This is a genomic window from Streptomyces sp. MCA2, assembly GCF_023544705.1.
Lineage (GTDB): Bacteria > Actinomycetota > Actinomycetes > Streptomycetales > Streptomycetaceae > Streptomyces > Streptomyces decoyicus.
On the sequence record NZ_JAMJFM010000029.1, the window covers coordinates 52,868 to 77,483 of the forward strand.

The window sequence follows — 24,616 nt, forward strand, 5'->3', positions numbered from 1 at the left end:
TCCTACGGCCTGTCGTCTGGACCACGCCGGACCCCGCGAGCCCGGCCTGATCCAGGCAACAGGCCCTAGTCGCGCACCGGTACCGACATGTACGACGGATCGCTCGCCGGGGAGGAGAATGTCAGGCGGGCGCCGCTCGGGTTGTACTCGCTGTACAGCGGGTCGACGGTGTCCACGACCACCGCGAGACGGTGGCCGGCCGGGACGTCGTAGGCCGTGGAGAACAGGTCCAGATCCACGCCGAAGGGCTGGTTGGGCGTCTTGTCGTGGAAGGTGTACGGCGCGTGGGTGACCAGCTTGCCGATGCCGAGCGGGCCCACGTCGTAGAGGTAGGCGACGGCGGTGCCGCTCTCCGCCGTGCTGGTCATGGTGGTGTGCAGCCGAGTGGTTCCCCTGATCCGCTGCCCGGTCTCATAGCGCTCGGACTGCCAGACGGCGGCCAGGGAGCGCGGCAGCAGCGGGATGGAGGCCATCGGCGGCAGCCGGAGGAACTGGTCCAGCATGCTGGAGAGGAAGATCAGACCGCCGTTGGCGCCGGAGTCCCAGTTGGTGTGGATCTGCCGGCTGTCGCCCAGCTCGATCTTCCGCTGCGTGGACGCCACGTCCTGCCAGCTCTTGTAGCCCTCGTACGCGCCGGTGGAGCGGGACTTGAGCAGCACCGGCGACTCGCGGTCGATGCCGTTGTCCGCGCCCTTGAGGTAGTGGTCGAACCACCGCTGGGTGTTGGTCCAGGTGTCGTTGGGCAGTCCGAACAGCCCGAGCCCTTCGGCCGTCGCATGGTCACCCGGGCGGAATTCCAGCCGCTTGGGGCCCTTCAGCTTCTCGTAGAAGTGGGCGTACTGGTTGGGCGGGAAGACGGAATCGCCCCATGCGTTGCCCAGCATGATCGCGGCGCCATTGGCGTTGATCTTGTCGAGGTAGGTGCTGGGGGAGCGCTTCCTCCCCCACTCGATCATGTCCTTTTCGGTGGCGAGATCGGAGGTGAGGAAGTTCTTGAGGATCGTCCGGAGTTCGGGGCTGGGGCGCCCCGTCAGCTCGCCCGTACCGTTGAGGAACCCCACCGCCTGGAGATGCTGGGTACGGCCGCTGTAGATCGAGTCGATGAGGTCGGCCCAGCCGCTGAGCGCCGCAACTGCCTTGATCCGCTTGTCGAATGCGGACGCCAGCAGGCAGATTCCGGCACCGTAGGAGACCCCGCCCATGCCGACCTTCTGCGGGTCGGCCGGTGTGTGGGCCAGCGCCCAGTCGATGACCTTCGACGCGTCGGCGACGTCCTTCGGGCCGGCCGTTTCGATCTCCCCGCCGGACTGCCAGAAGCCGCGGGAGTTGTATCCGACGACGACATACCCCGCTTCGGCCAGCTTCTTGGCCTGCGCCATGTACTCGATCTGCGGCATCGACCAACTGGTGGGCAGCACGATGACCGGGTAGCGCCGGGTGCCGTCGGCGCCGGCCGGGGTGAAGACATTCGCCTTGAGCGTGATGCCGCCGTCGCCCTTGATGTCGACGAACCGTACGGAGGGGGAGGCGCCCGATACTGCTGCCGTGGGGGCGGATTCCGGCGTCGCCGCCTCGGCGGTGGCGGGCGCGCCGGCCAGAACCGTGGTGGCGAGTACTGCCGCGGAGACGGTACTGGTCGCGGCGCGCAGTGTCGTACGGGAGGGCCTCATCTTCTGCTCCAGATCTCGATGCGGGCCGACCGCACGCTGTCCGAGGACAGGAGGGGCGTACGTGACCCGAGTTGACTGGAGAGTAAAGTCCGCGCCTTACCTTAGGTAACCCATCGGTAGGTTACGGCTGAGTAACGCCGTTGGGTCCAGGGGGAGTCGGAGGTGGGGAGGCGGGTGGGGTGGATGGGGGCGGGCGCGGATGTCGGCGAGGATGGTGCTGAGTGCTGAGTGCTGAGTGCTGAGTGCTGAGTGCTGAGTGCTGAGTGCTGAGTGCTGAGTGCTGAGTGCTGGTCGCTCGTCGGCGCAGGTGCCGAGTGGTGAGTTGCCGAGTTGCCGGTCGTGTTGTCGGCCGGGGGAGGGGGAGCGGTGCTTCAGACGTCGTTCGATGAGAATGAGCGCCGGGCCTGGGCGGGGAGTGCGGCCGCGTACGAAGCCGGGTTCGGCAGGCTCTGTGCCTACACCGTGCCGCAGTTGCTGGATGCCGCGGGGGTGACCGACGGCGTGCGGGTGCTGGATGTCGGTACGGGTACCGGCTCGGCCGCCGCGGCGGCCGGTGCGCGCGGTGCGCGGGTGGTCGCCGTGGACGCCGAGCCCGATATGGCCCGGCGTGCGGCCCGCGCCGTACCCGACGCGTCCGTCCATATCGCCGCGCTCCCGCAACTCCCCTATGCCGACGGGCAATTCGACGCGGTGGTCGGCAACTTCGTGCTCAATCACGTGGGGCGGCCACGGGTGGCCCTCGATGAACTGCGCCGGGTGACCCGGTCGGGCGGCCGGATCGCGCTGACGCTCTGGGCGGCGCCCGCGGCGCCGGGGCAGGCGCTGCTCGGTCGCGCGGTACAGGCGGCCGGTGTGAGCCGTCCGCCGTCTCTGCCCGCGCTCGCCCCCGAGGACGACTTCCCGCGCACCGAAGACGGCCTCGTCGGCCTGCTGCGGGGCGCGGGCCTGACGGATGCGGGCTGCCGGACGCTGTCCTGGGACCACCGCACCACCCCGCAGGAGTGGTGGAGCGGTCCGGCGGCAGGGGTGGCGACCGTCGGCCGGATCGTACGCAGCCAGGGGGCGGCCGTGGCCGAGCGCATCCGGAAGCAATTCACCGTGCTGGCCGAGGAGTTCACCGACGAAGACGGCCGGCTGGTGCTGCCGCACACGGCGCTGCTGGCGTCCGGGCGGGTTGTCGGGCCCGGCCCGTCGTCCCGCGATGAACCGCGGGTTCCCGGGGCTCGGCCATGACCACCGACCGGCGAGGGGTGGCGCTGGCGCTCAGCCTTGCGGTGCGGGCGTTGCCGTGGTCTGCGGCAGGGAGGCGAGGAAGGCGTCCAGTGCCGCGTTGAATTCGTCCGGCCGTTCCAGGTTCGGCATATGAGCCGCGTGCTCGATGACCGCCAGCCGGGAATCCGGGATGCGCTCGTGGATGTCGCGGGCGTCGCTCACGGGGGTGTAGGCATCCTCCGTACCGACCACCACCAGGGCCGGCACCGAAACCCGGGTCAGCAGCTCCGCATAGTCGGGGCGTTCGGCACGGCCGCGCAGTGCGGCAGCCGCGCCTTCGGGTGCCGTGGAGGTCATCATCCCCAGGACGTGTGCGGCGACCTCCGGCTGGGAGGCGATGGTGTGCGGGGAGATCATTTTGGCCAGCACCTCGTGGGCATAGCCGTCCATGCCCTCGCGGAGCAGCCGCTCCGCCATGTCGTAACGCGCGGTCCTGCCGTCCTCGGTCTCCGCCGCGGCGAACGTGTCGGCGAAGACGAGACCCCGCACCCGCTCCGGGAAGAGCCGGTAGCACTCCATGACGATCTGGCCGCCCATGGACAGGCCCCCGAGGACACAGCGCTCGACCCCGAGACGGTCGAGCAGGCCGATGATGTCCCGGGCGAACGTCGTCAGCGGGGTGGTGCCGGGGACCACCGCGCTGTCCCCGTAGCCCCGCAGGTCCGGGGCGATCACCCGCCATCCGGCCCGGCTGAAGTGCTCGGTCTGCGGGCGCCACATCGACCGGTTGAAGGGGTGCCCATGGATGAGCACCAGCGGCTCGCCGCTGCCCTCCTCGTCGTACCCCACGCTGATCTCCCGGCAAAAGACCGATCCCATGGCAGACATCCCCTCCGCTGCGACTTGACGCCTCGATGCTATAGAGGAGCAATCTCTCGGCACAATGCTGAAAATGCACTCGGTACAATGTGGGAAGTGACCGATGGACGACTATCGCGCGATCGCCGATGAGCTCGCGGCCGACATCGCTGCGGGCCGGCTCGGCCCCGGTGACCGGCTGCTGCCGCTGCGCCGGTTCGCCCGTAACCGGCGTATCGCAAGTTCGACGGCGGCCCGGGTGTACCGCGAATTGAGCCGACGTGGTCTGACGGTGGGCGAGGTCGGCCGCGGTACATTCGTCCGCTCCGCCGCCCCCTCGGACGAGCCGGCCCTCGCCGAGCCGGGGGAGGCCCGGGTCGACCTGGAGATGAACTTCCCCGTTCTGCCGGACCACCCGGCGCTCCTGGCCAAGAGCCTCGGACAGCTGCTGCGCCCCGACGCCCTGGGCGCCGCGCTCCGCCCGGTGGGCGCCGTCGGCACGGCCGCTGCCCGCCGCGCGGCGGCCGCCCACCTCGCCCGCGCCGAGTGGGCACCGGACCCCCGGCAGCTGCTCTTCGCGGGCAACGGCCGGCAGGCGATCGCCGCGGCGGTCGCCGCGCTGGTCCCGGCCGGTGAGCGCCTCGGCGTCGAAGCGCTCACCTTCCCCGTCGTGAAGGGCATCGCGGCCCGCCTCGGAGTCACGCTCGTCCCCCTCGCCATGGACGAGCACGGCCTGACCCCCGAGGCGCTGCGGGCCGCCGCCCCGCTGCGCGCCGTCTACCTCCAGCCGGCCCTGCACAACCCGCTGGGCATCACCATGCCGGGCCACCGGCGCGCCGAACTCGCCGCAACGCTGCGCGAGTTGGACATCCCGGCCATCGAGGACGCCATCTACGGATTCCTCCGCAACGACCTGCCGCCCCTCGCGGCCCTCGCTCCGGAGCGCACGGTGGTCGTCGACAGCCTGTCCAAGCGGCTCGCGCCCGGACTGTCGCTGGGATTTCTGACGGTGCCGGCCGGGGCCACCCAGGATTTTGCGACGGCCCTTCGCTCGGGGACCTGGACGGCCTCCCGCTTCGCGCTCGATGCGGCGACCCGCTGGATGGCCGACGGCACCGCGGCGGCCATCGAGGAGGCGAAGCGCAGCGATGCCGCGGCGCGTCGGCGGATCGTCACCGACAGACTCGCCGGCTTCCGGGTCCGCGCCGATCCGCAGGCGTATCACTGCTGGTGGGAACTGCCGGAGCCGTGGCGGGCCGACACCTTTGTCGCTGCCGCTGCCCGGCGCGGGATCGCCGTCACACCGTCCGGGGCGTTCGCCGTCGGTCCGGGCCATGCGCCCAACGCCGTACGTCTGGCTCTCGCCTCGCCGCCCCTCGATGTCCTGGCCGACGCGCTCGATGTTCTGGCCGGGCTGGCGCACGGCGCACCGGAGGACACGGCGCCGGAGTGAGCGCCGTGCCGGGGGCGCCGGTTCAGGTGCCGCTCATCAGCTCCGAGAGTCCGGTGCGCAGGTCCTGCACGTTCATCACCGGCTGGAGCGAGACCTTGGCGTGCAGGTCCATGAAGAACGCTTCGAGGAGGGTCGGCATCTGCGACGACTCCGTCATGTCGAAGTAGAAGAAGGCGGTGCGCTCACCGTCGTCGAGAGTGAAGTAGGCCGCCTCCGGCTGGAGGGCGGCGATGGCCGTCTCCATGATCTTCGGTAGCTCGCCGTTCTGGATCAGTTCATTGCCTGGCTCGGTAGGTATACGGGCCTTCAGGACCATCCTCATCGGGCTGACTCCTCGCTGGAGTGCGTGGGTCGTGTGGGGTGGGTGAGTGGTGTGGGGCGGCTGGATCGTTCGGGGTGGGGGAGTGGTGGGGCGGGTGGGGTGCCGTGGCGGCCCCGGGCACCCGCGCGCTCGGCAGGTACGCGCACAGCCCGGCCGCCGGGCTCGACCTCGCCTGTCCCTGCCTGCCCCTGTCTATCCCTGTCTGTCCCTGTCTGTTCTCAGGATCTCACGGTCCGGGAGCGGCGGTCGGATCCCGGCCGGCCAGGTCCAGGGCCGGGGGCGGCCGAGGGGTCGGTCAGCGGCGGGTCAGCGGTCGGTCAGCAGTCGGTCAGCGGTCGGGTCAGTAGCCGGTCATTAGAGATTCCGGGCGTCCGCTGGGCGGGACCTCCTCGGCCCGCGGTACCGGGCCGGGCGGGGTGCCGTCGCCGAACGGCCGGCCGCCCAACTCCTCGCGGTAGTGCGGGGTCAGCCAGCCGGAGAGATCCGGCCCGATCGGCACGATGCCGGTCGGGTTGATGCCGGTGTGCACCTGGTAGTAGTGCTGCTTGATGTGGTGGAAGTCGACGGTGTCGCCGAAGCCGGGCGTCTGGAAGAGGTCCTTGGCGTAGGCCCACAGCACCGGGTCCTCGGCCAGCTTGAACTGGTTGCACTTGAAGTGTCCGTGGTAGACGGAGTCGAAGCGGACCAGCGTGGTGAACAGCCGGATGTCGGCCTCCGTGAGGGTGTCGCCCACGAGGTAGCGCTGGTCGGACAGCCGCTCGGACAGCAGGTCCAGGCGCCGGAACAGGTCGTGGAAGGCGGCCTCGTAGTCGCTCTGCCCGGTGGCGAAACCGGCCCGGTACACGCCGTTGTTGACGTCCCGGTAGACGCCCGCCATGACGACATCGATCTCCTCGCGCAGCGGCTCGGGGTAGAGATCGGGTGCGCCGGGCCGGTGCAGCGCCGTCCACTCCGTCGCGAAGTCCAGGGTGAGCTGCTGGTAGTCGTTGGTGACGAGCTGCCCGCTGGGGATGTCGACGAGGGCGGGGACGCTGACGCCGCCCGGGTAGTCCTTCTCGCGGGCGTCGTAGGCCTCGCTGAGGAAGCGGATGCCGAGGACGGGGTCGCGGCCGTCCGGGTCCAGGGTGAAGCGCCAGCTGCGGTCGTCCTGGAGCGGATCGGTGAGGGCGAGCGAGATCGCGTCCTCCAGGCCGAGCAGCCGTCGGGAGATGACGGCGCGGCTCGCCCAGGGGCAGGCGCGGCTGACGACCAGGCGGTAGCGGCCGGCCTCGACCGGCCAGCCGTCGCGGCCGTCCGCCGTGACGCGGTCCGCGAAGTGGCTCTTGGAGCGCTTGAAGGGCTTCTTTCCGTAGGCCTCGTTGCCGTCGGGGGTGGCGTGCGGCGTGCCGGCCGATGCGCCGTCCGTGGTGCCGTCGGCCGTGCTGTCGGTGTGGCCGTAGGTGTGGCCGTCGGTGTTGCTGTCGGTGGGGTGCGGCATCACCGGCTCCTTCCGTCTGCGGTTGCCCGGAGTCCTCATGGCGAGCCTTCCCGGTGCGGCGCGGCTATCCCCCGTCTCAGCCGAGGTGGGTGAGATCGGGGCGCAGCCGGTGCCAGATCGGGTGCCGCAGCCGGCCGGCCGAGGTCCAGCCGCTGAGCGTGATCTCGGCGACGAGCCGGGGCTCGGCCCAGTGGACCCCCGGAGCGTCCACGGGGTTGATGAACGGGGAGTGGTCGAGCGGGATCACTCCCAGGTAGTGCGCCAGTTCCTGGCGTTCCCGGTCGGACAGCCCCGAGCCGACGGAGCCGACATAGCGCAGTCCCCCGGGTTCGGCGAGGCCCGCCAGCACGGACCCGGGCAGGCCGGCCAGCCCGCCATGGCCCTCGGTCCAGCCCCCGATGATCACGTCGAGGGTCATCAGATGCTTCGTCTTGCGCCACTCGGGTGAGCGGACGCCCGGCAGATACGCGGAGGTCAGCCGCTTGGCCACCACGCCTTCGAGACCGCCCTGCAACGACGCCTCCCACGCCTGCTGCGCATGGCCCTCCACATAGCCGGGCGCCGACCAGTTCGGGCCGCGCAGCCGCAGCCCGGACAGCAGGCTGCGGCGCTCGTAATACGGCGACCCGAGCAGCGATCCGCCCAGGTACATGAGGTCGAACAGGACGAGGTGGACGGGGTGCTCCATGGCCAGCCGGGCCGTACGGCGCGGGTTGACCACGCCCATCCGGCGCTGCAACAGCCCGAAGTCGGGCCGTCCGCGTGCGTCCAGGACCACCACTTCGCCGTCGAGCACGGCGGGCCGGCCCCGCAGCTGTTCGCCCAGCGGCCCCAGTTCCGGGTAGGTCGCGGTCGCGTCGTTGCCCGCCCGGGTGATCAGCCGGATCGTGCCGTCGCCGGGAGTGTTGACGATGCAGCGCGCGCCGTCCCATTTGGCCTCGAAGGCCCAGGCCGTCTCCTCGTACTCGGCAGGCAGCGGGCCGACCGTGGCCAGCATCGGCCGGATCACGGGGTACGAGGCCGAGCCAACCTCGGCGGACGGGGCCATGATTCGATGGTCGTCGGATCCGGGGGCGCCCGCAGATCGGACGCGGGGGCGGTCAGGCCGGACGGGCCGTGGAGAGCTGCTCGTCGCCCTCCGTACGCACATGCGGCAGGGTCCGGTCCAGCCACCGGGGCGTCCACCAGGCCTTCGGGCCCAGCAGCGTCATCACCGCGGGGACCAGCAGCAGCCGGACCACGGTGGCGTCGATCAGTACGCTCACGGCCAGGCCGAGGCCCAGCATCTTCACCACGATGTTGTCGCTGATGATGAACGCGGCGAACACGCTCACCATGATCAGTGCGGCGCAGGTGATCACCCGCGCGGTGATCTCCAGCGCATGCGCCACGCTCGCCTTGGCATCGGCGGTGCGCAGCCATGCCTCGTGCACCCGTGACAGCAGGAAGATCTCGTAGTCCATGCTCAGCCCGAAGACGATCGCGAACATCATCATCGGCACATAGCTCTCGATCGGCACCGTGCCCGAGACCCCGAGCGCCGGACCGCCCCAGCCCCACTGGAAGACCGCCACCACCACCCCGTACGAGGCGGCGATGGACAGCACGTTGAGCACCGCCGCCTTCACGGCGACCAGCACGCCGCGGAAGACGATCAGGATGATGACGAAGGCGAGGGCGACGACCACGGCGATGATCAGCGGGAGCCTGCTGGCGACGATGTCCAGGAAGTCCACCTGGCCGGCGGTCGTGCCGGTCACATAGCCGTGCGCGCCGGTTCCCTTCACCGCCTGCGGCAGCAGGTCGTGCTTGAGGCGGTTGACCAGGTCCGTGGTGTCCGCGTTCTGCGGGGCCCGGGCGGAGTACGCGGTGCCGGTCAGCACCTCGCCGTCCGGGGTGGCCTTCAACGGGGTGAGGTAGGCCGCGCCCGGCACATCCGTGAGCGTCTTCTGCGCCTGCGCCGCCAGCATCGGCCGGTCCGCCTGCGGGACGGCGGACTCGTCGATCACGAGGGTCAGCGGGCCGTTGGAGCCCGGACCGAACGCCGAGGACATCAGGTCGTAGGCGCGCCGGTCGGTGAAGGACGTCGGGTCGGCGCCGTCGCCGATGTGGCCCAGCTGGATCGAGAAGACCGGGAGCGCCAGCACCACGATGACGAGCACCCCGCCCGCCAGGTACCACCACGGGCGGCGCTCCACCCGCTGCGCATACCGGTGCCAGGTGCCGCGTGCCTGCTCGCCCGGTGCGGCATCCGTCTCGGCGATCGGCTTGCGGACGTGGAGCCGGTCGATGCGGCGGCCGATCAGCCCGAGCAGCGCCGGTACGAGGGTGAGCGCGCCGAGCACCGCGGAGACCACGGTGATGGCGGCCGCCACCCCCAGTTTGCCGATGAAGGAGAGGCCCGAGACCCAGAGCCCCATCAGCGCGATGATGACCGTGCAGCCGGACACCAGCACCGCCCGGCCGCTGGTCGCCACGGCCTTGCCCGCTCCGGTGACCGGGTCCGCCCCGTCCATCAGGTTCTGCCGGTGCCGGGTGATCAGGAACAGCGCGTAGTCGATGCCGACGCCGAGGCCGATCATCGTGGCCAGCGTGGGGGAGACGGTGGCGAAGACGAAGGCGGCGGCGAGCAGTCCCAGGCAGGCCAGTCCGCAGAAGGCGCTGATCAGCGCGGTGAGCAGCGGCACCCCGGCCGCCAGCACGCTCCCGAAGCCGACCAGCAGCACCAGGATCGCCACCGCGAAGCCGATCACTTCGCTGATCACGTCATTGGGTTCGGGCCGGGCCAGTTCGCCCAGCGGCCCGCCGTACTCCACCTCCACACCCGCGGATCGCAGCGGCCGCACCGCCGCGTCGACACCGTTCAGATAGTCCGGGTCGAGGGTGGAGGGCTGCACGGCGAACCGCACCGTGATGTACGCGGTGCGGCCGTCGGCGGACAGCGGGCCGACGTCCGGCGTCCCGGGCGGCGGCTCGGCGGGCGGGGCGCCGGGCGGCGGCAGCGGGTTCTGTGCGGAGAGCACCTCTGGCAGCTTGCCCAGGGCGGTGACGGCGCCGTCGATCTGGCTGCGGAATCCGGTCAGCGGCCCGGCCGTGTCGTGCAGCACGACCTGGCTGCTGTAGCCGCCGGCCTTCGGCTCGTGCTCCTTGAGCACCTCGCGGCCCTGGCTCGACTGGACGCCGGGCAGTGCGAAGTCGTCGGAGTAGTCACCGCCGTAGGTGCGCTGAAGAACCTGGAGCCCTACCAGAGCGACCAGCCACAGCACGATGACGAGGACGCAGCGGCGGGCGCACCACTCCCCGATGCGGCGCAGCACGCCCTGGGGGCGGCGGGCGCGGGGCGCGGCCGGGGCACTGGGGGTCTTCGGCAACGGCATGCGTGCTCCCGATGCGGGCCGGCGCTCCTGGCACGTGCGGACATGCAGCATTCAACGGTGGTTGGGCCGTCGCGGCATGCCCACTGGGGGAGACGGGTGCCGCCCGAACGGGTGCGGACGCCCTGCCTCCCGTCCGGCTCCCTACGATTCCTTACGCACGTTCGTGGTACGGCACGAGGTAAGGATTGATCTGTTGATGAACCATCCCTGGTCGTTTGCTGAGCGGTTGTTGTCCCGTAGCGGTCCCGGCTGGGCGAGCCGTCCGCGCGCCGGGGCGGAGGGGGTCCGATGAGCCGGGCGGTGCTGGTGACCGGGGCCTCGCGGGGTATCGGCCGCGCGGTCGCCGAGATCTTCGCCGCGCACGGGGACCGGGTCGCGCTGCATTACTCGTCGCGGCGGGCGGCGGCTCAGGAGGCGTTCGAGGCTCTGGCGGGGCGCGGGCATGTACTGGTGCAGGGGGATGTGAGCACACCGGAGGGGGCGGCGGCGCTCGTCGAGGCGGCCGTGGACGGGCTGGGCGGCGTCGATGTGCTGGTCAACAATGCGGCCGCGAATGTGGCGCATCCACTGGACCGTACGTCGTTCGAGGACTGGCAGCGGGCCTGGCAGCAGGTCGTGGACGTGAATCTGCTGGGGGCGGCCCATGTCACCTACCACGCGGCGCGGAACATGATCGAGCGCGAGGTGGAGGGGCGGATCGTCCATATCGGCTCGCGCGGGGCCTTCCGCGGTGAGCCGGACCACCCGGCCTATGGCGCGTCCAAGGCGGCGTTGCATGCGATGGGGCAGTCGCTGGCCGTCCATCTCGCGCCGTACGGCATCGGCGTGGCGTCGGTGGCTCCCGGATTCGTGGCGACCGAGCGGGTCGCGGACCGCCTCACGGAGGACGTACGGCAGCAGAGTCCGTTCGGCCGGGTCGCTTCGCCACAGGAGGTGGCGTCCGCCGTCCACTATCTGGCCTCGCCCGAGGCGGTCTGGTCCTCCGGGACGGTGCTCGACGTCAACGGGGCGTCGCATCTGCGCTGAGCCGGCGCAGATGCCCGGAAAGGGGGAAGCCCCGGCCGAACGGGGGAATTCGGCCGGGGCGGCTCGGGTGGCGCGGGCGGTGACGGCGGTGGCCCCGAAGGCCTGCTGCCGTGCGGCGGCGGGCCGGCTTCCCCTGGGGGAGGGCCCTCGGACGCCGTCGTAGCGGCACCCGCTTCCAATTGAACGATAAACCATTGAGTCGGTTTCCGGGGCATCGGGTGACCGCTCTCACCCGAGGCCGCCCGCCGCGACGGTCATCGGCGGGCTCCCCGTCAGGGCTGGATGCGGATCGGACGGTAGCCCTCGTCCAGCAGACGCGGCAGATACCACTCCAGCGCCTCGACGGTCTGCGCCCGCTCACCGCCCCCGTCGTGGGACAGGACGATCGCGCCGGGGCGCAGCTCGTCCAGGACGGTGTACGCGATGACCCCGGCTCCCGGGAGGGTCCAGTCCTGCGAGTCGACCGCCCAGCCGACCGGGGACATGCCCAGGTCGTTGCAGATGTCCAGCGAGGGATCGTCCCAGTCGCCGTACGGGGCGCGGGCCATGCCGGGGGCGGTGCCCAGGACGTCCTCGATCAGGCCGCTGGTGCGGCCGAGCTCGTCGCGGACGGCGCCCGGCGGCAGCGTGGTGAGCTGCGGATGGGACCAGGTGTGGTTGGCGACGGCATGGCCCTCGTCGGCGATGTCGTGCAGCAGACCGGGGAATTCGGCGGCGTTCTCGCCGATGACGAAGAACGTGGCCCGGGCCTCGTGGCGGCGCAGGATCCGCAGGATGCCGGGGGTGTGCACGGGGTGGGGGCCGTCGTCGAAGGTGAGGAAGATTTCGCGGCGGTCCGTGGCGAGGCGGAAGGCGACGTCCGGGTGCGGTGGTGAGGCACCCGCGCCGGAGCGGGAGGTTTCGCCGGCCATCGGGCGGAGCCGGTACGGCTGCGGGGCGTCCGCCGGGCCGCCGGGGCCGCCGGCAGCCACCGGTCCGGTGGCGGCGGCGGGCGGTTGCGGCGGGCGGGGCCGGGGCCGTGGCGGCGTGCCGGTCTCCGGGGGACCGCTGTCGGGCAGGAACAGGACACGGCCCGCGGAGAGCATGCCGACCACGACCGCGGCCTTCAGGAACCTCCGCCGGGTGTTCGTGTGCTGGTCGGATGCCATCCTCCACGTGCTCTCACGCGCTCCGCCGCGGAGGCGGGAACGACACCGGGGCGGGAGAGTTCGGCACCCGATCGGCCTCGCACCGGCGGGCCGTCCGGGAGGGGCGTCGAGGAGGACCGGCCCGGCATCCGGGGGCCGTTCGCCTCACGGGCTGACCGCCAGCACGATGTACGCGGCCAGCAGGGCCAGATGGACGCCGCCCTGGAGCGGGGTGGCGCGGCCGGGGATCACCGTCAGGGTGCCGACGATCACGGTCAGCGCGAGCAGCACCATATGGCTGGCCCCGAGGCCCAGGACCAGCGGGACCGGCAGCCAGACGGTGGCCAGCGCGACCGCCGGGATGGTCAGGCCGATGCTGGCCATCGCCGAGCCGAGGCCCAGGTTCAGACTCGTCTGCACCCGGTCACGGCGGGCCGCGCGGACCGCCGCGATGGTCTCGGGCAGCAGGACCAGCAGCGCGATCACGATGCCCACGACGGACGACGGCAGACCCGCCGCGATCACACCGGCCTCGATGGCCGGAGACACCGCCTTGGCCAGGCCCACCACCGCGACCAGTGCCAGCGCCAGCAGCCCGAGACTGGCCAGCGCGGTCCGCGCCGACGGCGGGTCCGCATGGTCCGTGCCGCGGATCACCTCTCCCGACGTGGTCACCGGCAGGAAGTAGTCCCGGTGCCGGACCGTCTGGGTGGTCACGAACAGGCCGTAGAGGACCAGCGCGGCCAGCGCCGCGAAGATCAGCTGCGGAGTGGAGAACCGCGGCCCCGGCGTGCTCGTCGTGAACGTCGGCAGGACCAGGCTCAGCCCCGCCACCGTGGTGACCGCCGCCAGCGCGGCGCCGGTGCCCTCGGCGTTGAAGACGGCCACCTTGCGCTGGAGCGAGCCGACCAGCAGACAGAGCCCCACGATGCCGTTGCAGGTGATCATCACCGCCGCGAAGACGGTGTCCCGGGCCAGCGCGGCACTCTTCTCGCCCCCGTCGGCCATCAAGGTGACGATCAGGGCCACCTCGATGATGGTCACCGCGACGGCCAGCACCAGTGACCCGAACGGCTCGCCCACCCGGTGCGCGATCACCTCCGCGTGATGCACCGCGGCCAGCACCGCCCCGGCCAGAAAGCACGACACCAGCACGATCAGCGCGAGCGGCAGTGACCGCCCCCACGTCAGGGCCAGCAGCACCACCGCCAGCACCGGCAGCGCACCGGTCCAGTGCAGGACGGGTGAGCGGAGACCGGCGATCATGCCTTTGAGCTTGGCAGACCGGCGGGACGGCTGCCTGTCGGTGCGCGGGCCGGAGTCCGGCGCCCGGCGCCGGTATCAGGCCGCCGCCCGGGGCCCCTTCGGCTCCGCGGCCGTGAGCGCGGACTTGGTGACATCGGCGACCAGCTCGACGACATCGGGCCCGTACGCCTGTGAGTTGACCACCTTCAGCAGCAGACAGAACTGGCCGTCGACGCCGTGCTTACGGGCCAGCCGGGCCCGGTTGCGCACCAGATGACGGACCGCGGCCCGGTGGGTGACCGGGCGCTGGCCGGCCGCGAGGAACACCGGGCGGCCGCCCTCCCCGGCGGTCAGCCGGGCCAGCAGGACGTATTCGACCGCACCGGGCTCCATCCGGTACGCCGAGCCGCCGATCGTGAAGGTGCCGCGGCCCGCGCCGGACTCGTCCCCCGGATGCACCGCGACCCCCGGCAGCAGATTGGCCAGATGGGCCGCCAGCCGGCGGTGCGCGGTCGGGTCGCCGACACAGAACTCGGTACGCGCCCCGAAGCCCTGGAGGCCGGTGTCGTGCGGGGCGACCTCGGGGTGCGCACCGCAGTTCTCGATCACCGCGGCCAGCCCCAGCAGCGCCAGCGCGTCATGACGGGGGATGCTCCAGTGCGCCGAGGTGCTGTCCCGGTGGGTGACCAGCACGCACTCCGAACCGGCCGGCAGCCCGAAGAAGCCTTGTTCGCGGGTCAGCCGCCGGCGGACCGTCGCCGATTGCACGGCCCAGCCGGCCACCAGCCCCAGGATCAGGGCCACGGCCGCCACGGTCGGAAGCAGCAGGGTGTCGTCCATGGCCGGGGAGCGTAGCGGCTCACCGGGTGTGTGTTCGAGGGCGGGGCGGGGCGCCGGGGCGGCTTGTCCCGGTCCGTGCGGGCATACCTGATCCGTACGGAAACGGGCAGCTGATCCCTGCCGTCCGCAGGGTGATCGCCGACTTCGCAGGCATCGCGGCCGCGGGCGAAATGCCCTCTGTCGGCGCGCTGTTGCGCCGAGTAGGCTCCGGCCCCTGCCGCCCCCCGCCCGCCCTTGGAGGAATCCCCGGTATGACCACAGCCCGACGTCTCACCGTCCTGGGAGCGGCCGCCGCGCTGGCCGGCTCCCTGGTGACGGTCCCGGCCGCGGCCGGCTCCGCCGCGTCCGCGCGGCCGGCCCCCGCGGCCCAGGACAGCGCCCGCACCGCCACACCGGAGAAGACCCCGGTCGCCGTCGGCCACGGCGGGGCCGTCTCCAGCGTCGACCCGGATGCCTCGGCCGCCGGTATCGCGGTGCTCGCGAAGGGCGGTAACGCCGTGGACGCGGCGGTCGCCACCGCCGCCGCCCTCGGCGTCACCGAGCCCTACTCCGCGGGCATCGGTGGCGGCGGCTACTTCGTCTCCTACGACGCCAAGTCCCGGACCGTACGCACCCTCGACGGCCGGGAGACCGCCCCGCGCTCCGCCGGCAAGGACCTCTTCCTGGAGAACGGCACACCGATCCCGTTCGCCGACGCGGTCACCAGCGGGCTGAGCGTCGGCACCCCGGGCACCCCCGCCACCTGGGACACCGCCCTGCGCAAGTGGGGCAGCCGGTCCCTGGGCCAGGTGCTGCGGCCCGCCCGGAAGCTGGCGGCGGGCGGCTTCACGGTCGACCCCACCTTCCGTCAGCAGACCGCGGACAACGAGGCGCGCTTCCGGGACTTCCCGGCGACCGCCGGCCTCTTCCTGCCCGGCGGCAAGCTGCCGGTCGTCGGCTCGACGATGAAGAACCCCGATCTGGCCCGTACGTACGGGGAGTTGGCGACGAAGGGCGTCCGGGCGCTCTACGACGGCGCACTGGGCCGGGACATCGTCCGCACCGTCCAGAAGCCACCGGTGCGCACCGGATCGACGCGCAAGGTGCGGCCCGGCGAGCTGACCGCGGGCGATCTGCGCGCCTACCGGGCCCTCGGACAGGCGCCGACCCACACCCGCTACCGCGGCCTCGACGTCTACGGCATCGGGCCGTCCTCCTCCGGCGGCACCAGCGTCGCCGAGGCGCTCAACATCCTGGAGAAGAGCGACGTCTCCCGGCTGAGCGAGCGGCAGTACCTCCACCGCTACCTGGAGGCCAGCCGGATCGCCTTCGCCGACCGCGGCCGCTGGGTCGGCGACCCGGCGCAGGAGGACGTACCGGTCAAGGGCCTCACCTCGCAGCGGTTCGCCGACGCCCGCGCCTGCCTCATCCACGACGGCAAGGCGCTGACCAGCCCGCTCGCGCCCGGTGACCCGCGCCATCCGAAGCGCTGCGCCAGTGGCGGCAAGGCCACGCCGACGACGTACGAGGGGGAGAACACCACCCATCTGACGGTCGCCGACAAGTGGGGCAATGTCGTCGCCTACACCCTGACCATCGAGCAGACCGGCGGCAGCGGCATCGTCGTCCCGCACCGTGGCTTCCTGCTCAACAACGAGCTCACCGACTTCTCCTTCGCGCCCGCGGACCCGGCCGTCCATGACCCCAACCTCCCGGGCCCCGGCAAGCGGCCGCGCTCGTCGATCTCGCCGACGATCGTGCTGCGGCACGGCCGGCCGGTGGTGGCGCTCGGCTCGCCCGGCGGCGCGACCATCATCACCACCGTGCTCCAGACCCTGGTCAACCACCTCGACCGCGGTATGCCGCTGGTCGACGCCATCGCCGCGCCGCGGGCCAGCCAGCGCAACGCGGCGACGACCGAACTCGAACCCGGCCTGTGGAACAGCCCGGTCCGGGGGCAACTCGAAGCGATCGGACACGCGTTCAAGCAGAACCCGGAGATCGGAGCGGCGACCGGCGTCCAGCGGCTGCCGGACGGCCGCTGGCTGGCGGCGGCCGAGAAGGTACGGCGCGGCGGCGGCTCGGCCATGGTCGTCCACCGGTCGTGACGGTCGTCCACCGGCCCTCGCGCCGCCGGTTCGTGCACCGCGCGTGACAGTGCCGGAACACGACGGGCCGCTGTGTGCCGTCCGTGTGTCGTCGATGTGGCGCACCGCGCGGCGTCATTGATGGCCCTCGCCGGGACGATTAGCCTCCTGGGACCGTTCGTTCGAATGAGCGGTTCCAGGGAGGGCACGCAGCGTGAGCGTTGACGAGAGCCAGGACAGCGGAACCGGGCCTGCCCCGGCCCGGCACATCGGTGCCACGGCGGGGGAGTTGGAAGGCCTCGCCGAGCAGGCACGGGCGCTCGCCGAGGGACAGGTGACCTCGACCGCGCTGGTACGGCGGTCACTGGAGCGCATCGAGGCCACCCAGAGCAGCGTCAACGCCTTCCGGCGGGTACGGGCCGAGGCGGCCATCGCGGAGGCGGCGGAGGCCGACCGCAGGCTGGCGGCCGGGGAGCGGCTGCCGCTGCTCGGAGTGCCGGTCGCGGTCAAGGACGACACCGATGTGGCGGGCGAGCCCACCGCGTTCGGCTGTGCCGGCGAGTTCCTGCCCAAGGAGCGCGATGCCGAGGTCGTCCGGCGGCTGCGCGCGGCCGGGGCGGTCATCGTCGGCAAGACCAACGCCTGCGAACTGGGCCAGTGGCCGTTCACCGAGGGCCCGGCCTTCGGCAACACCTGCAACCCCTGGAACCTCGCGCACACCCCGGGCGGCTCCTCCGGCGGCTCGGCCGCCGCGGTCGCGGCCGGGCTGGTCCCCGCCGCCCTCGGCACCGACGGCGCCGGTTCCGTCCGGATCCCCGCCGCCTGGTCCCATCTCGTCGGCATCAAACCCCAGCGCGGCCGGATCTCCACCTGGCCCGACCCGGAGGCCTTCCAGGGGATCACCGGCATCGGCCCGCTGGCCCGTACGGTCGAGGACGCGGCGCTGCTGCTGGACGTGGCCAGCGGAAACCACGACGGCGATCTGCACCGGCCGCCCGCCATCGCGGCGCGCGAGGCGGCCGGCCGCGACCCGGGCCGGCTGCGCATCGCCCTGTCGTGGAAGGCCGCTTTCACCTTCACCCCCAAGCCGCTGCACCCCGACGTCCGGGCCGCGGTGACCGGCGTGGCCCGTACCCTCGCCCGGCTGGGGCACTTCGTCGAGGAGGCGGAGCCGGACTACGGGCTGGTCGGGCTGGCCTTCGTGCCGCGCGCCACGGCCGGGGTGGGGGAGTGGGCGGACCGGGTGCCCGACCGCTCCCTCCTGGACCGCCGTACGCGGGAGGCGGCACGGATGGGCCGGCTGCTCGGCGGCCCCTTACTGCGCCGGGCGCGCGCCGTCGAGAAGCGTCAACAGCGCCGGATCGGCGCGCTGTTCGGCCCCTATGACGTCCTGCTGACACCGACCACCGCCACCCCGCCGCCGCGCATCGGCACCCTGGCCAAGCTCAGCGGCTGGCGTACGGATCAGGCCATGATCGCCGCCTGCCCGTACGCCTGGCCGTGGAATGTCCTGGGCTGGCCGGGCGTGAGCGTCCCCGCCGGGTTCAGCAGTGACGGCCTGCCGCTGGGCGCCCAGCTGCTCGGCCCGGCCCATGGTGAACCGCGGCTGATCTCGCTGGCCGCCCAGCTCCAGGACGATCTGCGCTGGCACGAGCGGCGGCCGGCCGCCCACCCGGCGTCGCCCGACGGCGTGCGTCTGTGAGGCGTACGCCGCCGGGCCCCGGCCGGGCCGCCGGGCCTTAGCCGAGCCGTCGGGCTCAGCCGGGCCGTCGGGCCGTCGGGCCTCAGCCGAGCAGCGCGAGGATCGCCTCGGTCGTGCCGGTCTCGCCCAGCCGCGGGAAGATCTTCTCCAGGCTGTTGCGGTGCGCCTCGGCATCCAGGTCGGTCATCGCGTCGGTGGCGAGGGTGACGTGGTAGCCGTGCTCGTGCGCGGCGCGGGCGGTGGACTCCACCCCGATGCTGGTGGCGATGCCGCCGAGGACGACCTGGGTCACGCCACGGCGGCGCAGCTCCAGATCCAGGTTCGTGCCGTGGAAGGCGCCCCACTGCTGCTTGGTGACGCCGATGTCGCCGGGCTGCCGGTCGAGTTCGGGCACCAGCTCCGCCCAGTCGGCGGGCGGGTTGCCGGTGTGCCGCGCGGCCTCCGTACGGCCCGGGGCGCCGCCCGTGACGTTCACCAGGACGACCGGCAGCCCGCGCGCACGGAACGCGGCGGCCAGCCGCGCGCCTCGCTCGATGACCTCGGCCGGGGGCACCGGGGCGCAGGGCAGCCCGGCGATGCCTTTCTGAAGGTCGATCAGCACCAGGGCGGTCGTGGCGTCGAGGGCGGTGGCGGGCATGGGGTGCTCCTTGTGAGGTGAGGGCAGAGGTGCGGGGCGGGGGTGGGGTCGGGGTGTTGCGGTCTTTTTTCGGTGTGGCGGGTGCAGGCGCTGTGACCGGTGTGGCCCGGAGGGGATGTGGCCGTTTTCAGTCGCTGGTCCCGGTCCCGGTCCCGGTGGCGCCGGCCCGCAGGCTGCGGTCGGCGAGGGTCAGGGCGAGCAGCAGCAGGCCGAGTACGACGCCGATCAGGGCGATCGCATGCAGTCCGGAGTCCGAGGCGCGCTCCCCGTACAGCAGCCCGATGAGGCCCGACGCGGTGATGGCGCCGAGGTACTGGGCGGTGCGCTGGAGCCCGGCGGCCGAGCCCACCCCGTCGGCCGGGGCCTGGGCGTAGACGGCGGCCTGATTGCCGGTGGCCGCCAGGCCCTGCGGAATACCGAAGAGTGCCCCGGCACACAGCAGCGCGACCAGCGGGCTGGTGCCCTGGAGCAGGAGGAAGACCGCGCTGCCGACGGCGAGACAGGCCGCGGCGACGGTCAGCGGGGCGCGGATGCCCTTCGTACGGGCGCCCGCGATCGAGCAGAACGCCGCCGCGCCGGACATCGGCAGCATGACCAGGCCGGCGTGGAAGGACGAGAAGCCGTGCGCCTCCTCCAGCCACTGGCTGAAGCCGTAGAGCACGCAGTAGATGACGAGATAGGCCAGGCCGTGCCGGAGGTAGGTGCGGACCAGGGCGCCGTTGCGGGCGAGCATCCGCAGGTCGAGGAAGGCCGCCGGATGGCGCAGCTGCCACCACACCAGGACGCCCGCGAGCACGCCCGTAGGTGCCAGCAGCAGCCACTGCGGGTCTTCGAGCCGCAGCAGGAAGAACATCGCGCAGGTCAGAGTCGCGGCGAACAGGGCGATGCCCAGCGGGTCGAGCGAGCCGGAGGCGCCGGCGCGGCCCGATGAACCGGGGGCGGGGCCGCTGTCGGAGTCGGAGCGCCCGGCCCCCGCGTTCTTCCGGTCGGCCGGGAGCCAGGCGAGCGCGCCGAGCAGGGCGAGCAGCGCGAGCGGGATGTTGACGGCGAACACCGCGCGCCAGCCCGCGGTCGCGGCGAGCAGCCCGCCGAGAGTGGGGCCGATGGCGGCGCTGCCCAGCGCGGCGAGCGAGAGCCGGCCGAGGACGTACCGGGGCGCGGGACGGCCCACCCGGCGCGATTCGGCGCGCAGGATCGCCATCGCGGCGGGGTAGGCCGCCGCGGTGCCGATCCCGAGCACGACCCGGGAGACGATCAGCAGCCCGAAGGTGGGGGCGAGCGCCCCGATGAGGCCCGCCGCACAGACGGTCAGGGCCCCGGCGGCGAACACCCGGCGGGGGCCGACGCGGTCGGCGAGCCGCCCCATCGAGGGCTGGCCCACCGCGCTGGACAGGTACATCGCGGAGATGAGCCAGGCGGTCTCGGCGGCGCCGACGTGGAAGTCCTGGCCGATGGCCACCAGGGCGGTGGCGATCATCGTCGAGTTGATGGGGTTCAGCAGCGAGCCCAGCAGCAGCGGCGTCATCAGCCGGGCGCCGAAGGCGCGGTCGGAGCCGCTGGAGCCGCTGGAGTCACCGGAGTCACCGGAGCCGCCTGGTTCGCCGGAGCCGCTCGGGACGCCGGAGCCGCTCGGGACGCCGGAGCCGCTCGGGTCGGCGGGCCGGCCGGGGCCGGTGCGGCCGGCGGCCACGGCAGCCGCTTCCGGGGCGGCGACGGCCGACGGGGCTGCGGCGAGGACCGACGGGGCTGGGGCGTGGGCCGTCGCGGCGCCGTCCGGGCGGGTCGGGCTGGAGCCGCCTATGCCGGTCATTCCGGCATCAGCCGCCGCATCAGCTCGGTGGCCGTCGCCAGGGTCTGCTGCTCCTGCGTGGTCAGCCGGTCGGCGATGGCCACCGCCAGCCAGTTCTGTTTGGCCTGCCGTACGGCGGCGAGCATCCGGCCCCCCTCCTCGGTGAGGGAGAAGACGACCTGGCGCCCGTCCGTCGGATGCGGGCTGCGGGCGAGCACGCCGCGCTCCTCCAGCGCGCCGACGGTCAGCCGCATGGACTGCGGCCGGACCAGCTCGGCGCGGGCCAGCGCCGCGATGGTGGCCGGCCCGTCGGTGTCGATCCGGGAGATCACCGCCCGCTGGGTCGGGGTGAGCTCGCCCTGGGGCGAGGCGGCACGCAGATGACGCATGAGCTGTGACACCGCGGCGCCCAGATCTGTCGCCAGGCGTTCCTGGTCGTTTTCCGGCATACGTCCAGCGTAGGAGATCGACAGGAAAACTTGCAAGTTTTCCTGTCATATCTGCCGAGGGCGGCCGGACGCGCCATGGGAGAGATGGTCTTGCCACCGTGTGTGACGGGGGCCTACGGTCACCTCCACACGCGTAGATCCCGCGCGGGCTGCATGGCTGACGCATCGACAAAGGAGCAGCTCATGGCCGATGTTGTGCGTGCCGCACTGGTCCAGGCGACCTGGACCGGCGACACCGAATCGATGATCGCGAAGCATGAGGAGTACGCCCGGGCGGCGGCCGCGCAGGGCGCGAAAGTGATCGGCTTCCAAGAGGTCTTCAACGCCCCGTACTTCTGCCAGGTCCAGGAGCCCGAGCACTACCGCTGGGCCGAGCCGGTGCCCGACGGCCCGACCGTCCGGCGGATGCAGGACCTGGCCCGCGAGACCGGCATGGTCATCGTCGTCCCCGTCTTCGAGGTCGAACAGGCCGGCTTCTACTACAACACCGCGGCCGTCATCGACGCCGACGGCACGGTGCTGGGCACCTACCGCAAGCACCACATCCCGCAGGTCAAGGGCTTCTGGGAGAAGTACTACTTCAAACCGGGGAACGCCGGCTGGCCGGTCTTCGACACCGCCGTCGGCAAGGTCGGCGTCTACATCTGCTACGACCGCCACTTCCCCGAGGGCTGGCGGCAGCTGGGCCTCAACGGCGCCCAACTGGTCTACAACCCCTCCGCCACCTCCCGCGGCCTGTCCGCCTACCTCTGGCAGCTGGAACAGCCCGCGGCCGCCGTCGCCAACGAGTACTTCATCGCGGCGATCAACCGGGTCGGCGTCGAGGAGTACGGCGACAACGACTTCTACGGCACCAGCTACTTCGTCGACCCCCGAGGCCAGTTCGTCGGCGACCTCGCCAGCGACTCCAAGGAGGAACTGGTCATCCGCGACCTCGACTTCGCCCTGATCGACGAGGTCCGGCAGCAGTGGGCGTTCTACCGCGACCGCCGCCCCGACGCGTACGACGGGCTGGTGCAGCCATGACCCAGACACCCCAGGACACGGCGGCCCTGCACGCCCGCCACCAGGCCGTCCTGCCCTCCTGGCTTAGCCTCTACTACGAGCGGCCGCTCGAACTCACCCACGGCGAGGGCCGCCATGTCTGGGACGCCGAGGGCAACCGCTACCTCGACTTCTTCGGCGGCATCCTCACCACCATGACGGCGCACGCGCTGCCCGAGGTGACCAAGGCCGTCAGCGAGCAGGCCGGCCGCATCATCCACACCTCGACGCTCTACCTCTCCCGCCCCATGGTCGATCTGGCCGAGCGGATCGTGGCGCTCTCCGGCATCCCCGACGCCCGGGTCTTCTTCACCACCTCCGGTACGGAGGCCAATGACGCGGCCCTGCTGCTGGCCACCACGCACCGCCGCTCCAACCAGATCCTGGCGATGCGCAACAGCTACCACGGCCGCTCGTTCTCCACCGTCGGCATCACCGGCAACCAGAGCTGGTCGCCGACCAGCCTCTCGCCGCTCCAGACGCTCTATGTGCACGGCGGGGTACGCAGCCGCGGCCCGTACGCGGAGCTGAGCGACGCCGAGTACACCGCCGCCTGTGTCGCCGACCTGGAGGACATGCTCCAGCAGACCGCGGGCGGTGTCGCCGCGCTGATCGCCGAACCGGTCCAGGGCGTCGGCGGGTTCACCATGCCGCCCGACGGCCTCTACGCCGCGTTCCGCGAGGTGCTCGCGCGGCACGGCATCCTCTGGATCAGCGACGAGGTGCAGACCGGCTGGGGCCGCACCGGCGACCACTTCTGGGGCTGGCAGGCGCACGCCGGCCACGGCCCGCCCGACATGCTCACCTTCGCCAAGGGCATCGGCAACGGCATGTCCATCGGCGGGGTGGTGGCCCGCGCCGAGGTGATGAACTCGCTCTCCGCGAACTCCATCTCCACCTTCGGCGGCAGCCCCGTCACCATGGCCGCGGGCCTGGCCAACCTCAACTACCTCCTCGAACACGACCTCCAGGGCAACGCCCGGCGGGTCGGCGGCCTGCTCATCGAGCGGCTGCGGGCGGTCGCGGCCGGCCTGGAATTCGTCCGGGAAGTGCGCGGCCGCGGCCTGATGATCGGCATCGAACTGGTCCGCCCCGGCACCGACGAGCGCTCGCCCGAGGCCGCTTCGCTGGTCGTGGAGGCCGCCAGGGAACGCGGTCTGCTGGTCGGCAAGGGCGGCCAGGGCGGCGCCTCGCTGCGGATCGCCCCGCCGATGACGCTGACCGTCGCCGAGGCCGAGGAGGGCGCGGATCTGCTCGCGGACGCGCTACGGGCGGCGCACAGCATGGCGGCCGCCTCGTAGCGGACACCACCGCGGCCGGCGGGGGCTTCACGAGGCGCGAGGCCCCCGCTCACCCGCGGCGGGCCCCGGCACGGCTCACTCCGTCCCGGCGGACGCGCGCACCGTGTCGGCCAGCAGGGTGAAGAAACGGGTGTGCGCGCGCCGGCTGCACGGGGCCTCCGGGTTCCACGGCAGCAGCCGGGCCCGCGCCTCGATCGCGCGCCAGTGCTCGTCGGCCCGGAGCTCCTGGGGCCGGGTGGCATTGACCCGTACGTCCATGAGCACGATGTCCGGGTCCATCGCCGCGGCCTCCGCCCAGCCGACCGTGGACCAGTTCACCCCGGCGCCCGCGGCCGGCTCCAGCAGCCCGACGCCGTGTTCGGTCAGCGCCCGCAGGTCGGGCCAGGAGCTGGGCCGGGCCAGATGCACCCGCTCCGGGCCCGCGGGCGACAGCGCCAGCACCCGAGGCCGTACGGCGCCGCCGGTCGCCTGCCGCAGGGCATCCTCCGCGGCGTCCAACTCGCGGGCGGCGGAGGGGGGTTCGCCCCGGCCGAGCGAGCCGGCGAGCGCCGCGAACCGTTCGCGCACCTCGGCCAGGCTCCGGCCGGGGCCCACCGCTACCGTGGCGAGGGGGACATGGGTCTCCAGCTCCAGCGCGGTCTTCTGCTCCAGCCCGTAGACCTGCTCGCCGTCGTAGGTCACGGCCACGACGAGGTCCGGTTCCGCCTCCAGCAGGGTGTCCGGGTGCAGCGCGCCGCCCGAACCCAGGTAGGGGATCTCCGCGAGCGGCAGCTCACCGCTCTTGGCGGGGTCGGGGGCGGCGCCGTCGTGCTGGGACCCGAAGAGCCCCACGGGACGTATGCCGTGGTCCCACAGCGTCGCCCCCGCCTGTATGTACGCCACGATCCGCAACGGCCGGTCCCCGGCCACCGCAAGGCGCCCCCGGTCGTCGGAGAACTCCCACGGTGCGCTGTGCTCCATGACCCCTCGCCCCTCTGCGTCGTCCGTCAGGATGCTGTGGCGTTCGCCCGGATGGCCCGCC

At 72.6% G+C, this 24,616-nt stretch carries 20 protein-coding genes; 7 read left to right on the forward strand and 13 right to left on the reverse strand.

Annotated features, from left to right (window positions below):
* Nucleotides 1–65: 65 nt before the first annotated feature.
* On the reverse strand, nt 66–1,670 hold the full coding sequence (locus M8I34_RS23535; RefSeq protein ID WP_250052080.1) for an alpha/beta fold hydrolase: 1,605 nt from the start codon (nt 1,668–1,670) through the stop codon (nt 66–68).
* A 366-nt stretch (nt 1,671–2,036) separates the two neighbouring features.
* On the opposite strand from M8I34_RS23535, the gene M8I34_RS23540 reads away from it, so the two are divergent.
* Nucleotides 2,037–2,903, forward strand: coding sequence for a class I SAM-dependent methyltransferase (locus tag M8I34_RS23540; protein WP_250052082.1), 867 nt, complete (start codon nt 2,037–2,039; stop codon nt 2,901–2,903).
* A gap of 30 nt (nt 2,904–2,933) precedes the next feature.
* Here the strand turns inward: M8I34_RS23540 and M8I34_RS23545 are convergent, their stop codons facing one another.
* On the reverse strand, nt 2,934–3,761 hold the full coding sequence (locus tag M8I34_RS23545) for an alpha/beta fold hydrolase (protein ID WP_250052084.1): 828 nt from the start codon (nt 3,759–3,761) through the stop codon (nt 2,934–2,936).
* A gap of 103 nt (nt 3,762–3,864) precedes the next feature.
* Between M8I34_RS23545 and M8I34_RS23550 the strand changes: the two genes are divergently transcribed.
* Complete coding sequence (locus tag M8I34_RS23550; RefSeq protein ID WP_250052086.1) at nt 3,865–5,193, forward strand: PLP-dependent aminotransferase family protein; 1,329 nt, start codon at nt 3,865–3,867, stop codon at nt 5,191–5,193.
* A 22-nt stretch (nt 5,194–5,215) separates the two neighbouring features.
* Here the strand turns inward: M8I34_RS23550 and M8I34_RS23555 are convergent, their stop codons facing one another.
* The 4 genes from M8I34_RS23555 to M8I34_RS23570 form a co-directional block, all read right to left on the reverse strand.
* Entirely contained in the window at nt 5,216–5,515 is a 300-nt protein-coding gene (locus M8I34_RS23555; protein ID WP_030079334.1) for a hypothetical protein, read from the reverse strand.
* A gap of 340 nt (nt 5,516–5,855) precedes the next feature.
* A complete protein-coding gene (locus tag M8I34_RS23560) occupies nt 5,856–6,992 on the reverse strand; it encodes a glutathione S-transferase family protein (RefSeq protein WP_250052088.1) in 1,137 nt (378 codons plus the stop codon).
* Nucleotides 6,993–7,068: 76 nt separating this feature from the next.
* Complete coding sequence (ligD, locus tag M8I34_RS23565) at nt 7,069–8,040, reverse strand: non-homologous end-joining DNA ligase (protein WP_250052090.1); 972 nt, start codon at nt 8,038–8,040, stop codon at nt 7,069–7,071.
* Nucleotides 8,041–8,092: 52 nt separating this feature from the next.
* Nucleotides 8,093–10,369, reverse strand: a complete 2,277-nt coding sequence (locus tag M8I34_RS23570; RefSeq protein WP_250052092.1) for an MMPL family transporter — start codon at nt 10,367–10,369, stop codon at nt 8,093–8,095.
* 288 nt (nt 10,370–10,657) lie between these two features.
* On the opposite strand from M8I34_RS23570, the gene M8I34_RS23575 reads away from it, so the two are divergent.
* Nucleotides 10,658–11,395 carry an SDR family NAD(P)-dependent oxidoreductase gene (locus M8I34_RS23575; protein WP_250052094.1) on the forward strand — a complete coding sequence of 246 codons (738 nt, stop codon included), beginning with the start codon at nt 10,658–10,660 and terminating at the stop codon, nt 11,393–11,395.
* Nucleotides 11,396–11,667: 272 nt separating this feature from the next.
* Here M8I34_RS23575 and M8I34_RS23585 read toward each other — a convergent pair whose 3' ends face one another.
* The 3 genes from M8I34_RS23585 to M8I34_RS23595 all read right to left on the reverse strand — a co-directional run bounded on the left by M8I34_RS23585 (nt 11,668) and on the right by M8I34_RS23595 (nt 14,607).
* Nucleotides 11,668–12,543 (reverse strand): polysaccharide deacetylase family protein, encoded by an 876-nt coding sequence (locus M8I34_RS23585; protein WP_250052096.1) that lies wholly within the window; start codon nt 12,541–12,543, stop codon nt 11,668–11,670.
* 144 nt (nt 12,544–12,687) lie between these two features.
* Entirely contained in the window at nt 12,688–13,788 is a 1,101-nt protein-coding gene (locus tag M8I34_RS23590; RefSeq protein WP_250052098.1) for a calcium:proton antiporter, read from the reverse strand.
* 75 nt (nt 13,789–13,863) lie between these two features.
* Nucleotides 13,864–14,607 (reverse strand): hypothetical protein, encoded by a 744-nt coding sequence (locus tag M8I34_RS23595; RefSeq protein WP_250052099.1) that lies wholly within the window; start codon nt 14,605–14,607, stop codon nt 13,864–13,866.
* 251 nt (nt 14,608–14,858) lie between these two features.
* Here M8I34_RS23595 and ggt point away from each other — a divergent pair, with 251 nt between their 5' ends.
* On the forward strand, nt 14,859–16,694 hold the full coding sequence (gene ggt / locus M8I34_RS23600) for a gamma-glutamyltransferase (protein ID WP_250052101.1): 1,836 nt from the start codon (nt 14,859–14,861) through the stop codon (nt 16,692–16,694).
* 193 nt (nt 16,695–16,887) lie between these two features.
* Nucleotides 16,888–18,375, forward strand: a complete 1,488-nt coding sequence (locus M8I34_RS23605; protein ID WP_374210974.1) for an amidase — start codon at nt 16,888–16,890, stop codon at nt 18,373–18,375.
* Between the two features lie 82 nt (nt 18,376–18,457).
* Here M8I34_RS23605 and M8I34_RS23610 read toward each other — a convergent pair whose 3' ends face one another.
* The 3 genes from M8I34_RS23610 to M8I34_RS23620 all read right to left on the reverse strand — a co-directional run bounded on the left by M8I34_RS23610 (nt 18,458) and on the right by M8I34_RS23620 (nt 21,250).
* Nucleotides 18,458–19,012 carry an isochorismatase family protein gene (locus M8I34_RS23610; RefSeq protein ID WP_250052103.1) on the reverse strand — a complete coding sequence of 185 codons (555 nt, stop codon included), beginning with the start codon at nt 19,010–19,012 and terminating at the stop codon, nt 18,458–18,460.
* A 127-nt stretch (nt 19,013–19,139) separates the two neighbouring features.
* Nucleotides 19,140–20,822: an MFS transporter gene (locus M8I34_RS23615; protein WP_250052105.1), complete on the reverse strand. Its 1,683-nt coding sequence runs from the start codon at nt 20,820–20,822 to the stop codon at nt 19,140–19,142.
* Nucleotides 20,819–21,250, reverse strand: coding sequence for a MarR family winged helix-turn-helix transcriptional regulator (locus tag M8I34_RS23620; protein WP_244417958.1), 432 nt, complete (start codon nt 21,248–21,250; stop codon nt 20,819–20,821). The genes M8I34_RS23615 and M8I34_RS23620 overlap by 4 nt, the downstream gene beginning before the upstream one ends.
* Nucleotides 21,251–21,433: 183 nt before the next feature.
* On the opposite strand from M8I34_RS23620, the gene M8I34_RS23625 reads away from it, so the two are divergent.
* Together M8I34_RS23625 and M8I34_RS23630 are read left to right on the forward strand one after the other, a co-directional pair.
* Complete coding sequence (locus tag M8I34_RS23625) at nt 21,434–22,276, forward strand: nitrilase-related carbon-nitrogen hydrolase (protein ID WP_250052107.1); 843 nt, start codon at nt 21,434–21,436, stop codon at nt 22,274–22,276.
* Nucleotides 22,273–23,595, forward strand: a complete 1,323-nt coding sequence (locus M8I34_RS23630; RefSeq protein ID WP_250052125.1) for an aspartate aminotransferase family protein — start codon at nt 22,273–22,275, stop codon at nt 23,593–23,595. Before M8I34_RS23625 ends, M8I34_RS23630 begins: the two co-directional genes overlap by 4 nt.
* Before the next feature lie 75 nt (nt 23,596–23,670).
* On the opposite strand, the gene M8I34_RS23635 is transcribed toward M8I34_RS23630, so the two are convergent.
* Nucleotides 23,671–24,555, reverse strand: a complete 885-nt coding sequence (locus M8I34_RS23635; protein ID WP_250052128.1) for an ABC transporter substrate-binding protein — start codon at nt 24,553–24,555, stop codon at nt 23,671–23,673.
* Nucleotides 24,556–24,616 lie beyond the last annotated feature (61 nt).